The 14,288-nt window shown below is 47.9% G+C and carries 12 protein-coding genes; 4 read left to right on the top strand and 8 right to left on the bottom strand.

The genetic code is table 11. The features are described from left to right. Positions 1-73 precede the first annotated feature (73 nt). Complete coding sequence (locus tag BWK47_RS16545) at positions 74-1,075, bottom strand: ribose-phosphate pyrophosphokinase (RefSeq protein WP_010873832.1); 1,002 nt, start codon at positions 1,073-1,075, stop codon at positions 74-76. Between the two features lie 170 nt (positions 1,076-1,245). Between BWK47_RS16545 and bioD the strand changes: the two genes are divergently transcribed. Beyond that, positions 1,246-1,959 (top strand): dethiobiotin synthase, encoded by a 714-nt coding sequence (bioD, locus tag BWK47_RS16540; RefSeq protein ID WP_162329512.1) that lies wholly within the window; start codon positions 1,246-1,248, stop codon positions 1,957-1,959. A 50-nt stretch (positions 1,960-2,009) separates the two neighbouring features. On the opposite strand, the gene queA is transcribed toward bioD, so the two are convergent. The 6 genes from queA to glk form a co-directional block, all read right to left on the bottom strand. Beyond that, a complete protein-coding gene (gene queA / locus BWK47_RS16535) occupies positions 2,010-3,110 on the bottom strand; it encodes a tRNA preQ1(34) S-adenosylmethionine ribosyltransferase-isomerase QueA (protein ID WP_162329511.1) in 1,101 nt (366 codons plus the stop codon). Between the two features lie 98 nt (positions 3,111-3,208). Beyond that, positions 3,209-4,336: an AI-2E family transporter gene (locus tag BWK47_RS16530; protein WP_162329510.1), complete on the bottom strand. Its 1,128-nt coding sequence runs from the start codon at positions 4,334-4,336 to the stop codon at positions 3,209-3,211. 116 nt (positions 4,337-4,452) lie between these two features. Next, complete coding sequence (locus BWK47_RS16525) at positions 4,453-5,187, bottom strand: creatininase family protein (RefSeq protein WP_162329509.1); 735 nt, start codon at positions 5,185-5,187, stop codon at positions 4,453-4,455. A 35-nt stretch (positions 5,188-5,222) separates the two neighbouring features. Next, on the bottom strand, positions 5,223-5,591 hold the full coding sequence (locus BWK47_RS16520) for a hypothetical protein (protein WP_237269706.1): 369 nt from the start codon (positions 5,589-5,591) through the stop codon (positions 5,223-5,225). 133 nt (positions 5,592-5,724) lie between these two features. Beyond that, a complete protein-coding gene (locus BWK47_RS16515; RefSeq protein WP_162329507.1) occupies positions 5,725-6,342 on the bottom strand; it encodes a Crp/Fnr family transcriptional regulator in 618 nt (205 codons plus the stop codon). Positions 6,343-6,522: 180 nt separating this feature from the next. Beyond that, on the bottom strand, positions 6,523-7,590 hold the full coding sequence (gene glk / locus BWK47_RS16510; RefSeq protein ID WP_162329506.1) for a glucokinase: 1,068 nt from the start codon (positions 7,588-7,590) through the stop codon (positions 6,523-6,525). A gap of 206 nt (positions 7,591-7,796) precedes the next feature. Here glk and BWK47_RS16505 point away from each other — a divergent pair, with 206 nt between their 5' ends. The 3 genes from BWK47_RS16505 (at position 7,797) to BWK47_RS16495 (ending at position 12,453) form a co-directional block, all read left to right on the top strand. After that, positions 7,797-9,539 (top strand): ABC transporter ATP-binding protein, encoded by a 1,743-nt coding sequence (locus BWK47_RS16505; protein ID WP_162329505.1) that lies wholly within the window; start codon positions 7,797-7,799, stop codon positions 9,537-9,539. A gap of 573 nt (positions 9,540-10,112) precedes the next feature. Then, positions 10,113-10,349 (top strand): hypothetical protein, encoded by a 237-nt coding sequence (locus tag BWK47_RS16500; RefSeq protein WP_162329504.1) that lies wholly within the window; start codon positions 10,113-10,115, stop codon positions 10,347-10,349. Between the two features lie 769 nt (positions 10,350-11,118). Beyond that, entirely contained in the window at positions 11,119-12,453 is a 1,335-nt protein-coding gene (locus BWK47_RS16495) for a chloride channel protein (protein ID WP_237269705.1), read from the top strand. 92 nt (positions 12,454-12,545) lie between these two features. Here the strand turns inward: BWK47_RS16495 and BWK47_RS16490 are convergent, their stop codons facing one another. Next, positions 12,546-14,240, bottom strand: a complete 1,695-nt coding sequence (locus BWK47_RS16490; RefSeq protein WP_162329502.1) for a mechanosensitive ion channel family protein — start codon at positions 14,238-14,240, stop codon at positions 12,546-12,548. Positions 14,241-14,288 lie beyond the last annotated feature (48 nt).

Below are 14,288 nucleotides of genomic sequence, written 5' to 3'. Positions count from 1 at the left end.
TATCACCCCGTCCCAGCTTTGGCCAGCCTGGCTATCCAGCTTTACCATTGTCCACAAAAAATTATTGTTATTCCTAGCGGAACATACTGCTGACGGAGCTTTCCTCGTGGATGCGCCAAATCGCTTCCCCAATTAAATTAGCCACGGAAAGAATAGTCAGTTGGGGAAAATGATGATCGTCAGGCACGGGAATGGTATTGGTAACAATCACCTCTTCAAACAAGCCACCAGAAAGGCGATTGATGGCCGGCTCCGAGAAAACAGCATGGGTGGCACAGGCATAGACCTGACGAGCGCCCTGGGCCCGGAGCAAACGGGAGCCTTCCGACAAAGTACCAGCGGTGTCGATCATGTCATCCACTAGCACGGCGGTTTTTCCGTCCACGTCACCTATGAGATTTAATACTTCTGCAACGTTATGGCTCTGACGACGTTTATCAATAATGGCCAGGGGGGCATCGTTTAACTTTTTGGCAAAGGCCCGAGCCCGGGCTACCCCTCCCACGTCGGGGGAAACCACCACTAAGTCAGTTAGTTGCTTACTTTTTAGGTAGTCGATAATAACGGGGGAACCGTACATGTGGTCGCAGGGAATGTCAAAATAACCCTGGATCTGGGCAGAGTGGAGGTCCATAGCTAAAACCCGTTGGGCCCCGGCACCGGTGATGAGATTAGCAACTAACTTGGCCGAGATGGATTCCCGACCAGCGGTTTTACGATCTGCCCTCGCATAACCGTAATAGGGCAACACGGCGGTAATCTGGCGGGCTGAAGCACGACGGCAGGCATCGATCATGATCAGCAATTCCATCAAGTTATCGTTAACCGGATGGCAGCAGGGTTGGATCAGATAAACGTCACCGCCCCGAATGGATTCCTGGATTTGAATGTAGAGTTCTCCATCGGCAAACCGTTTCCGCAACATGGGGCCGATGTCCATGCCCAAATAACGGGCCACTTCTTGGGATAAAGATGGGTTGGATGATCCGGAAAAAAGACGTAAGCGATTGTTGTCAGATAAGGCAGACAGCATCGATTGACGTGTTAAAGTAGCGATACGGCTCACGGCAGACACTTTACCCCCATGTCATGGCAGATTACTGGTGTTTCCCTTAGTCGGGTGCCCGGAAGCAAACCCAGGGTTTCCGATCCAATCATAGCGGATTCTTTCCTCGCCAATCTCTTTAGGTTTTGCAAAACTTAAATTAACCTCCAATAAATTTCTCTTCCCAGTTTTTGCTCTCCATGTCGAATTTTTCCCGAGCCGTTGACCAAAAAACTTTATTAGTTGCGGGTTGCGACACAGGAGTGGGGAAAACGGTAACTACTTCGGCGTTGGCGGCCTACTGGTGGAAGTATGGCAAAGATCAGTCTTTCGGACTAATGAAGTTGATGCAGACTGGTCTGGGGGATGACGAGCTTTACCAACAATTATTCGGCCATCTGACCCACTGGGATGTGGTGACGCCGCTGAAATTTGCTGCGCCCCTAGCTCCTCCTTTGGCCGCTGACCAAGAAGGAAAAACCATTGATTTGGGAGTAGTCTGGCAGACTTTGCAGACAATGCGACAAAACCATGACCATGTACTGGTGGAAGCCCTGGGTAGTTTGGGTTCCCCCGTTACCCACGAACTGACAGTGGCGGATATTGCCGCCCTTTGGCGTTTGGAAACTATTTTGGTGGTGCCGGTGCAACTGGGGGCCATGGGCCAGGCGATCGCCCAGGTGGCCTTGGCCAGACAAACTAAGGTCAAACTGAAGGGCTTAGTACTCAGTTGTGCTAGCCCGGAGGCGGAGGGCAAGGTGGAAGAATGGGCCACTCCAGCTATGTTGGAATCCTTTACCCATTTGCCGGTTTTGGGGATTGTGCCCTACCTAACCGAGTCGGAGCGGGAAAATTTATCTCGTTTAGCGGAGATTACGGCCCGATTTGGCCTGGAAAAATTAGCCTATTTTTAGGTTAATTCGGTTGAATATAAACCGATTTAAATAATACCCAGCCCCTAGTTTTATCGAATTTTTTCCTGTCCTCGGCAAGCTTCCGGCAGAATCACCATGGCATCTCCAAAGGAATAAAATCGGTACCCTTTGGCGATTGCCGTTTCGTAAATGGCCATTAACCGGGGGCGGCTGATCAGGGCACTGACCAACATTAATAAACTGGATTTGGGCAAGTGGAAATTGGTAATCAGCCCATCTACTAAGCGCCATTGATAACCGGGGTAAATAAACAAATCCGTCTGGCCCCGAAAGGATTGCAGGGGTTGCCGGGGAAAATCACTTTCCTGGGCCATGCCTTCCAAACAGCGCACCACCGTGGTGCCCACCGCAAAAATTTTGCCCCCACTGGCCCTAGTTTTTTCAATCACTTCCACCGTCGTTGGGGGTACATCAATCCATTCTTGGTGCATTACGTGGTCGAGAATATTTTCCGCTTCCACGGGGCGAAAGGTGCCAATGCCCACATGGAGAGTAACTTTCGCTGTCTGTACTCCCTGTTCGGCTAGTTTGGTAAACAATTCCTCGGTGAAATGTAACCCCGCCGTGGGGGCCGCCACCGCCCCTAACTTTTCTGCATAGATGGTTTGATATTGGTCATCCGTAGCCTGGCGATCGCCGATGTAGGGAGGAAAGGGAATTTCACCATAGTCTGGCAACACATCCCAGAGTCTTTGTCTTGGCTCCAAAACAAATTCTAATAACCGTCCCCCCGTGGCGTCGTCCCGTTGCAAAATGGTGGCCCAGAGGTCGGGCTTTTCCCCATCCCTGGCGGGAAATTTAACTTTGGCCCCCAGCTTTAATCTTTTGCCTGGCTTGACTAGGGCAATCCATTGGTTTTCAGTACACTCTGTCAAGAGTAAAATCTCCACTGCCACGCCATTTTCTTTTTGGCCATGGAGACGGGCGGGCATTACCTTGGTGTCATTGAGGACTAATAAATCCCCCGGTTTCAGATAGTTACCCAAATCATAAAAATGTTGGTGGTCCACGGTGAATGGGTCTTTCACCACCAGTAGACGGGAATGATCCCTAGGAACGGCGGGGGTTTGGGCAATGCATTGGGGAGGCAGGTGGTAATCGTAACTACTAAGATATTTGTCCTGGTCCATGGATGGTCGAAACGTAAAAAAAATTAAGAGAATTAAGAGATAGAAGCGGTAAAAAATAAAATTCTACAGGGTTTAACCTTTAACAGTTATCTAAAAATTTAGGTCGAGACCACTGAAACTTCAGCGGGCTGTTCCAAAGATTTTTTCGGTAATCCCCGCAGGCGATCGCTCGTTGCTTTGATAACGCTGGCTAGGGGCACCGCCACCAACAGACCCAAAACTCCCCCTAATTTACTGCCTACAAACAAAGAAACAATAATCCAAGCAGGGTTTAAACCGGTGCGGTTACCCATCAAACGAGGGGAGATGACATTATCATTAATTTGCCCCACAATCACCGCCGCCAAAAGAATTTTTACCCCCAACCAAAAGTTTTCCAACATTAGCAACAGACTAATGACAATAATGCTTAAAGCACTGGCAAAAGGAATCAAAGTGCTTAGACCGATGGTAATGGCAAAAAGGATGGCATAGGGGGCTTGGAGTAGGGTAAACACAACCATTTGAGCCACCGAGAGAATACCCGCTAAAATTGCCTGGGTAGCAAAATATCCTTCAAAGGTATCCCGAATTAAATTTTGCAAATCTCTCTGCCAAGGATGGGGAAACCAACTAAAAATGCCATCCCAAATTGTTTCTCCCCCCAGCACCAGGAAAATGGTCAGCACTAACAGAATCAAGCCATTAATACTGGTACTAATGGTGACCCCCACTAGCCCCAACAGTTGATTGCCAAAGGAATTGAGAATGCGGCTTAACTTTTCAATTGCCTGACTGATCAGGGGTTGGAGGTCCACCTGGAGATTAGCGTAATGCTCATTGACCCAAGCTTGCAGCACTAGCAGTTGGGCGTTGCCGGAACGGAACCAGCCGGGTAAGTTATCCAGCAGTTGTCCCAATTGGTCGATCGCCAGGGGAATGACGATTAACAGAAAAAGACTGATGACGACCAGGGCAATGAGTAGAACGCTAGCCACCGCCCAGGGTCGTTTGAGACCTTTTTCCACCAAAATTCGGACGGGAATATCTAATAAAAAAGCTAGTAGGGCGGCCGCCACCAACAAACTACTGAGGGGTTGCAAAAAACCCATGGCTTTGTAGATTAACCAACCGTTGAGGAAAAAGAGAGGAAAGAGCAGACTCAGCCGGAGCCAAGGGGGGGATTGTTTCAGTTCTTCCAACATGGCGGGCGCAGACAGACTATCAACTACGGGGGCAATGTTCACCTTAACCTAGCCAGGGGCATTTGGCGATCGCCGATCGGGGGGTTCAGTTTATTACTGCCAGTTTTCCTAGAAAGATTAACTAATCCGCCCATTGGGGAAATTTGGCTGAATTGAAGCTAATTTTCTGCCAAAAACCGCTGATAGCTCTCACTTAATTCCTTCACTGCCACTTCATAAAATCTTTGGCCATGCTCTGGGGTAGCCAGGGCCGGATTAGAACCCATGCGGCCGTCAGAATAATGGGCTCGGAAATCTTGGGCGCTATAAATACTATGGCCTGAGGCAACTTCCGAATTTAACGGCGCAGTTTTAATCGCTTCGGGGTAAACAAATTGGGTTACAGCTACTTCACTGGGGGTGGCGTGGGAACCTTCTTGGTCACCGTAGAGTTCCTTGGCCAATTGATATACTCCCCTGGCCATGAACCAATTACCCACCTGACAACGGACATCTTGGCCATGGCCGCCCAAATGGTGATAGGTTTCGGAAAAAGCGGCTTTGAGGGTGGCAATATTTCCCCCATGGCCATTGATGAAGTAAAAACGGCTAAAACCGGCGTTAGCTAAACTGCTGATGTAATCCACAACAACCTGGATCAGGGTACTGGGACGTAAACTTATACTGCCGGGAAAAGCCAGGTGATGCAAAGCCATGCCCACGTTAATGGTTGGCCCCACCATGGCTCCAGTTGCTTCTCCCACCCCCTTGGCGATCGCCTCCGCACAAATGGCATCGGTACCGATCAGACCAGTGGGGCCGTGCTGTTCCGTAGAACCAATGGGAAAAATAATGCCGCTGGAAGACTGTAGATAATTTTCGACTTCGGGCCAGGTGCAGAGGTGCAATTGCATGGTGGGCTTGGGCTAAATGGGCTAACTAGTTCCATCTACCTTAAAACAGGTTCAGAGAAAATAGTTTTACCATTCTTGGTTACCCGTAACTGTTGCCGGTCCACCCAGTAGGTATAGGCTCCATTAGTGGCGTAGTAGGTGCCGCCGTCGGTGCTGAGCACATCCATCACATTAATCTGGTCGCCATTGTTTTTATTAACGCCCCGGTAGAAAAATTGCCCGTCGTAGGTTTGGCAAATATAAACCAGATAGGTTTTGGTCTCATAGGCTTCCACCACTTCCGCCCTGGGACAACCCCGAATAATTTCCGCCAGTAACAATTGGGATGGTAATGTCTGCAACCCAGTCAGCGGAGAGGCGATCGCCGTTGCACTACCAGCTTTTAATGGGATGGGGGCCAGCAAAGTCGTTGCTACTGTTAAAGCCCCAAGCCATCGACAACAGTGCCCAAGGTTTGCCCAGACCATAACTATTTCCTCAACTGCACAACAACTGAGTCCAGGCTATCAAAAAAAACCTTGCCAATCCGGTTCACATCTAGTTTCCCAAGGCAATGACCAAATGGCGATCGCCGTCTAAACTGACCTTTCCCTGGGTTTGGAATTCCCCCAGCAGACGGGTGACTGTTACCCTGGTGGTGCCAATGGCATTGGCTAACATTTGATGGGTAAGCCGCACCGATAAACGCATGCCCCCGGTCCCTGGTTGCCCCAATTCCTGTCCTAGTAAGTTCAGTAGGCCTTGGAGTCTTTCGTCCACCCGTTTATAACCGGCGATCGCCAGTAGAGCTTCCCTTTGCCTCACCTGCTGTAGGGTCTGGTCAAGCACCAAGCGACATAAATTAGCGTTGTTGGTAATCATTTCCAGGGAATAACCCCGCAGATATACATCCGTCAAAGCTCGAATTTGGTAGGTTTCCCGTTGATGGGCACTAAAATCTAAGCCCACAAAACTACCAGGTTGGGCCCAACCCATCAGCACCTCATCGCCTCCCAAGGTCCATTGACTGACCTGTAAAATCCCCCGGTAAATTTGCCAACACCCCTGGTCTTTGGGCGGAACAACGTCACCCCTTTCATAGAATTGGAGGGGCTGGGAGTCTAAGCCTACTAAGGCACATAAACCATCGGCGATCAGGGAACTGTTCACAAACATAAAATCAGGCAACCCTCAAAAATCAATCCAGGCGATCGGGCTTAGTCCCCATTGGTCAAGCATCTTGTTTGCATTACCCAAGCATTACTCCCATCGGGCCAGATCCCCCCCAAAGTCAGCATAACCCTTCCCCGCAATTCCCAGGTAAAGGCAAAGTTAACAACCCAAAATGTCCACTTTCTAAGACTGGGCCGCACAAACCGCCGCTCCAATCAGGCCAACTTTGGCGTTGAGTACCACCTGTACGGGAATTGTCCCCATTAAGCTTTGCATCCTGCCTTTGTCACTAAAACCTTGCATAAAACTGCCCTTTTCCAGTAAGGGGATAATTTTGGGGGCAATGCCGCCCGCAACGTACAAACCACCTCTGGGTAGTAGTTTCAACGCAAGATTTCCCGCCTCTGCGCCATAGGCCCCGAGAAAAAGCTCCATGGCTTGGCTGGCCAAAGCATCGGTGCCTTCCAGGGCGGCTTGGGATACGGCGGCGGCCAGATCGACGGTTTTGGTTTCTTGGTCCTTTTCTCGATTCCAGGTTTGGTAGAGTTTGCTGAATTGGGCTGATTCCCGTTCTGGGTATTGGTGCCGCAAAAATTCATAAATCACAGCGATGCCCATGCCGGATACCACCCGTTCAATGGAAACCCGCCCCAGGGAATACTGCGTTTTGAGATACTCCAATAACTGCCATTCCAAGGGCGATCGGGGGGCAAAGTCACCATGGGCTCCTTCGGAGGCAAAAACTCGATAGCGTCCTTGGCCTTGGGGAATTACGTAGCATTGTCCCAAGCCGGTGCCTGCTCCCAATATGGCGATCGCCCCTGATGGATCCACTGGAGCGGCCTGGAGTACGGTCAAATCCTCTGACCCCAGCCCTAAAATACCGTAGCCCACAGCAGCAAAATCATTGATGAGGTCAACCTGGGCAATGGCCAATTCCTGGGCCAGGCGATCGCCGCTGAGATGCCAATCTAAATTAGTGAGCCGACAGGTGTTATCAATCACGGGGCCGGCAATGGCGAAACAGGCCTTAGCAACGGAGATTGGGTTACCCAACACAAAGGCTGCTTCTTGACGGAATTGTTGCACCATGGGCACCAGATCGGGAAAAGCTGGACTGCTGTAGGTCTGTTCGAACAGAGTCACCGGCCTGGCCAATCCTGGGCTACTCTCGTTTATCGTCACCAGGGCCAGAATAGTTTTAGTGCCGCCGATATCCCCTGCCAAAAAATTTACGCCCATGGCCCCCATGGCCCCAAAGCCATTGAAAAACTACACAAAATCTCGTCTTTTAGCAGTTTAGGTCACCGGGGAAAGGGTAATCAAGCAAAAGGGTAAAATTCTCCCATTTCAGCAAGTTTTAGCAACTTTAGGAGGGCGGTTCCCCCACCTGGGCTAGAGGAAATTAACCGTTAAATGGGTTACGATCAAAGCTGTTTTCCCTTTAGGTTTCGTCCATGGCCGCCCCCAGCGTCAAGCAGTTACTTCGTTATTTAACTCCCCATTGGCGGGCGATCGGAGCTGGAACCTTTGCGCTATTTTTGGCCAATGCCCTGGGGGTTTACATTCCCATTTTGATGCGGGACAGCATTGACGATTTAATGCCCCCCTTTGAGGCATCGGACGTGGCTCGTATTGTGGTGCTAATTGTCGTTCTTGCTTCCCTGATGTGGTTTATCCGCATGGCCTCCCGCATTCTAATTTTTGGGGTGGGAAGACAGGTGGAATACGAGCTCAAACAGAAAATTTTTGACCATCTGCTCAAGTTAGAACCCCTCTATTTCACCGAAAATACCATTGGGGATTTGATTAACCGGGCCACCAGCGATGTGGATAATATTCGTCGCTTGGTGGGTTTTGCGGTGTTGAGTTTGATCAACACTGTTTTTGCCTATGCCCTGACTATCCCGGCCATGTTTGCCCTCCACATTCCCCTCACCTTGTTGGCGGTTTCTGTTTATCCGCTGATGCTGATGAGTGTCAATCTTTTCAGCGGTAAGTTGCGAGATTATCAATTGGAGGTGCAGGAAGAGTTGTCTGCCCTGAGCGAACTGGTGCAGGAGGATATGAGCGGCATTAGTTTAATCAAAATTTATTCCCAGGAAGATAACGAACGACAGGCTTTTCAGACGAGAAACCAAAAATTGCTCCAGGCAAACCTGAAGCTGGCCCGCATCAGAAATTTTCTTTTTCCCTTAATTGAAGGTCTGGCTTACCTGAGCTTGCTCATTTTGCTGGCCTTTGGCACTGGCCTAATCCAAGATGGCAGTATCACCATTGGGGACTTCATTGCCCTGATCATTTTGGTGGAACGGTTGGTATTTCCCACTGCCCTACTGGGTTTTACCATCACTGCCTACCAACGGGGAGAAGTGAGCATTCAACGGGTGGAAGCTATTTTCCATACCACTCCGAAAATTTTAACGGTGCCCCAACCTCTGCCTTTTAGTCCGGCTCAGGCCACCGGAAAAATCACCGCCCGCGGCCTGAACTATTGCTACCCTGGTAGCGACCTGCCAGCGTTAGAGCAAGTGGACTTTACTGTTTACCCTGGGGAAATGGTGGCCATTGTGGGGCCTATCGGTTCTGGTAAATCTACCTTGGTTAATGTTTTACCCCGTTTGTTGGATATTGCCCCTGGTCAGGTGTTCATTGATGACTACGACATCACCCAAATTGCCCTCAGCGATTTACGCTCGGCGATCGCCTTTGTGCCCCAGGAAAGTTTTTTGTTCAGCACCACCATTGCCGAAAACATTGCCTACAGTGATCCGAGTCAAACCGACACGGCGATCGAACAAGCGGCCCAACAAGCCCATTTAGACCAAGAAATTGCCAATTTTCCCCAGCATTACCAAACCCTAGTGGGGGAAAGGGGTATTACCCTGTCCGGTGGCCAAAGACAGCGGGCTGCCCTAGCCAGAGCTTTAATTCTTGATGCTCCCCTGTTGGTGCTAGACGATGCCCTTTCCAGCGTGGATAATCAGACCGCCACCCGCATTTTGCATTACCTGGCCCGCCGCAATAACACGGTACTCTTTGTTTCCCATCAACTTTCCGCCGCTGCCCAAGCGGACCGCATTTTTGTCATGGACCATGGCCGCATTGTCCAAACGGGCAGCCATGAAGAACTACTACAACAGTCAGGACTTTATCAATCCCTGTGGCAACAAAATGAGTTAGAAAAGGTTTTAAGTTGAGTTGGATCTAAAAATGGGTTGCGCATACCCCGCAGCTTGCTGCGATTGGGTCTTTCACTGAATAAAGCTATTTTTAAGGTAATTCTAATTAGATAGAGTTCTAGTCATCTTTCCACATAAATAATACCATCTTTATCAGTTGTAGTTCTTCTCTTTATTCATATCCATTGATAGAGCTGCAATTTTTTCCCTGGCTCTATTTTAGGCGCACTATTGTACCATCTAATCGGGAAGTTTGCGTTATCTCCGTTCTTTTAAGGATTGGAATCGGCTCTCATTCTAATGATCCCGGCGATCGTCATTTGCCCGTTTTTGCCTCCAATGTCACGATTTGTGAACTTATTCCCGTACTTTGTGCCAGCATTGCTCAATTTTGTTAAAGTCGATACAGATTTTATTCGTTTTATTTCTTTCTGATTTGCTCGGGAATGAAAGTTTTGGGGAAATTGCCAGGGATTTTGTCACTTTTATGGCGACACCGTCTGGCCGCAGTGTAATTAAGTACAATTCCGTCCCCCACAAGTCCTGAGTCGAGAAAGCATAAAACCTTTTGAGCAATATGGAGGACCGCTGATGAATACTACATCTCCCATTGACTGGGATGAAATGTTTGAGTATTTGCCGGGGACAATAGTAGAACTCAAATCCGAACCGGGGGTTTTATATCAAATTGACTGTTACGAAACCAGTATGGTGCCCCCCATTTGGTTAGTGGGGAATCCCCGGCCACGCTATCCTCATCAAATGCGGATTATGTCACGCCAGCAGGTTAAAGCTTGTGAATTGGAGCTTGAACCATCCCTTGCCTAGGGTTAATACACTTTTTTATTGTCTCCCAGAAAGACGGAGCATTCGGCGGCGTATTCCCCTGAATTGTTTTGGGGAAGGGAGACTTTCCGATCTTGCTAATTCTGTCTGATCCGTTGAAAAAAGAAAGTTGGGATAGATGGGTTTGGGTAAGTAAAGTGAAAATAGTTTTGCTTCTTCACACAAAGTTAAAACCTTGACCTATTTTTCCTTGCAACATAGAAGCTTTCTTGATTTTATTAAGGACTATAAAAAAGATATTCGTATTATCTACTAGAGATTATTAATGGAGATTTTGGAACCATAACTTAAAATAAGAGAAGGTGCATTTAGTGATTTTGTTTTTATTCTCTATCCCAATAAAAAATTGAATACACTAAAGTTTCAAAATTTACTAAGTTCAAATAAACCTAGATTATCCACCATTTTAAAGCATTTATTTGACCTGAGAGTCTGTTTGAAAAGCTTCCCTGCCCTCCAAATTTAGGGGGAGAACTGAGTGAAAGTCCCCCAGTATTGGGGGATTTGGGGGGGCGGAATAAAACTTTGCAAACACGTTCTTAAAAACAGTGATATTTATTTTAATTCCACAGTAATTTGGCGTAGTCGAAGACAAAAAATATTGGCAAAGTGTCAAGTTAAGATAGGCTTGACAATCAAGATAATTATCAAAGGTTTAGTTGCCGACATTCATCTGTTACTAGGAGCTAGCAAAAAATGCAGGTAATTCAAGGCCATGATTAACGGAAAGCCCCAACCTCTCCTTACTAGAGTGAGCACATGGACTGTTGGGGGACTTTTGGGGGGTTTAATTGGTTCTCTAGCCGCAGTAATGCTGACGGAATCAATTAAACAAACTCTCAGTGTTATTTCTGGATTGGACCCCATCTGGTTATTGCTCATACCTTTATTTGGCGTTGCTTTGGCCGTACTCGTCCTGTTTGGATTGGGTAAGGGTCAGCCTGTGCAAACCGTAGCGCCCCGGGAGGTCAATGCCCCTGGTCGTTGGGGCTCTTTGCTGTCCTGGTACTCTTTTCCCCATGACATTGCCCGAGCCGATCTGACTGGCGATGTGGTGAATGCATCCGGGGTGGAAGAGCGCTTCCCCTGGAATTTAGCGCCATTGCGGGCCATTGCCATCCTTTCTACTGTGGGGTTTGGGGCTCCCATGGGAACGGAATCGCCAGCGGCCCATATTGGTTTTGCAACGGGAACTTGGTTGGGTAGTGTCAATTCAGCACTGCGCCCCTTGGTGCGACCTTTGGCGATCGGTGGCGGTGCGGCCAGTGTGTCCGCCCTAATGGGGATACCGTTGGTGGGCAGTTTTTTTATGTTTGAGTTGAGTGGACGACGGCAGATCCCGTTGACCCCAGAGCGGGGAGCGGCAATGTTGGCTGGCGGCCTGGTGGGCTGGGGCATTAATGTTGCTTTTAATTTGCAATTGATCCGGCTTGTGGTGCCCAAGGTGCCTCCGGCGGATCTTTGGAATGCCATGGGTGCGACTCTGTTTATCGGGGTGGTCACAGGTACAATTACAGCGCTGACGGGGGAAGCGATCTACTGGGCCAGGGGCCTGCGAACTAAACCTGCCATTCGCCTTCTGGCCGGTAGTTTGGCAATGTTATTACTGGCAGTGGCGATCGCCCGAATTGCTACTCCGGCGGCGGCGTTTGGTCCTGGGGGAGCAGCCATAGTCTGGGCGGAAAATATTGAAACAACTCCCTATCATCTGCTGGCCGTGGCCATACTCCGGGCCGCTTCCACCACGGCGGCGGTTTTAGCTGGGGGTTGTGGCGGTGTTTTTGTTCCTTTTTTGGCGATCGGGGACCTGACTGGTCGGGTATTTGCGACCATATTTGGAATCTCGGGAGATTTGGCTGGGGCTGCCGGGGCCGCTGCCGGCATTGCCGGTGGCTATCGACTACCGTTAACTGCGGTGGCGATGGTGCTAGGGGTGGGAGGGCCAGAAACAGCCCAAATAACATGCCTGGGCACAGTGGTGATCGCTGCCTTTTCAGGGTTACTGGCTGCACGCTTAGCCAATCAAGTTTCTAGTACCATACGAACCATCGGTCGTCAGAAATCACGGCTAGGAAACGGAGACTGAGAGTGAGTTGAAAAAGTCGAACTGAGGAAATTTATCTTCCTTTTGAAGGGAAATTTTGCCGACATTTTTTCCCAGGGGAGGGGATTGGGGATTTATTGTCCGGAAGAATCCGAAGATTGAACCCGAAAGGGGGGAGCCACATAATCTGAAGGTAAGTAATTCTCTGGCATGGTAGATGTATTTCCATCCCGCAGGGCAGTGAAGCTGGGTGACAAAATTTCAATGCCGACTTCATTACACTTGTCTTGCATATTTTGATGTAGTTCTGAATAAATTATCACCATTAAATTGGGCTGATTGGTGTAAGCGTTTAGCTGGTAGCTGACATAAAAATTGTCCAGACTAGTCTGTAGGACGAAAGGGACAGGACTCTTGAGAATATGTTCAGTATTTAAAGCAGCTTCGATTAGGGTTTGATAAACTTTTTGCCAAGGCACATCATAGCCCAAGGTAATTGTTGTCTGAAGAATTAAATACTTGTTCAATTCCCGTGAAGAAATACTATAATTGATCACATTACTAATCAATAGAGATGAATTGGGAATAGTAATAATTTGATTTGTTGGCGTACAAATACGAATAACTAAAAAATTTTTTTCAATGATATCCCCAATCACATCCCCCACTTGAATATGATCTCCAATCCGAAAAGCACGGGTGTAGATAAGGATAATTCCTCCAATTACATTAGTGATTGCTGAAGTGGAACCGAGAGACAAAAGCAGGCCAAGAAAAACAGAAATTCCTCTGAAAGCGGGGGAATCAAAACCGGGTAGATAGGGAAAAGCCAACACCGCCGCTAGGGCAATGATAATAACCAAGAGAAGATTGTAAGTAGGCTTGGCCCAATCAGTATAAAATCCAGGTATGACAAGATTCCCTCTTTCTATAGCCGTAAAAAAAGGTTTAATTATCCGAATTAGGTAGTAAGTAATAAAGATAATTATGGCAATAATGAGAGCATTGGGCAGATATTTGCTAATCCCAGATAAAACCAATTCCAAGGACTGAAATAAATGGTCTACAATGCTTTCTCCAAAAAACCTCGTCCAAGGAAACAAGCGTAGGACAAAGGCAACATAGGAAAATAGAAGTAACAATAGGAAAACTAGACGAATTATCTGAAGAATTCGCAGACCTAAAAAACTTATTTTAGAGGAAGATATAATCTCAGCATTTTGTATTTTAATGCCCGGCACGTGGGATTCTATCAATGCCCTAAACCATGGAAATAGCTTTCCTGAAAGTTTGATAATTAAAAAAACAGTGCTCAAAAAAGCAATGCTGGCTATGGCGGTATAGATGATGTTTCTTAATAATTGCTCAGGTCTTCGGGCTTGGCGATATTGCTCAATAGCATCTTTAATGCTTTGCAGACCATCTCGGGCTAAAACTTCTGGAGTAGAAAAATAAGCCCTTGCATCCTGTTCAGTTATCGTTAGAATTACTTCTTTGTCTAAACTTAAATAAAGTGAATTATCATAGGGATTCGGTGCAATTTTTAGGTTTTCGAGAGCAATAGAGTAATTTTGGGCAATTCTTTTAATTCTTTGCGTAATGGCGTTGGCCCTATCCTCAGCCGAAAATGAAGAAACTCCCCTCCGAATAAAGAAGATAGGTCTGCCATCGAGGGTGACTGGAAAGCCGTCAATTGCATTTTCCGTTTGTGTTTGACTTTGGAGCACTCCTGATTGTGCCGAATTTTGTGCAACACCTACGGTGGGGATAGTTAGCACTAGTAGTAAAAATATGGTAAATGTCACCAACATGTGACCAATTCTTTTCATATATTATCCAGCAGAAAATAGTATAATTATAATCAAAGATTTTCGACT

Origin of the sequence: Synechocystis sp. CACIAM 05, from assembly GCF_010222815.1 — a bacterium.
In the GTDB taxonomy this organism is placed as follows: domain Bacteria; phylum Cyanobacteriota; class Cyanobacteriia; order Cyanobacteriales; family Microcystaceae; genus Synechocystis.
Note: the sequence above shows the minus strand (reverse complement) of the source record. Positions and strands in the feature narration are given on the sequence as shown.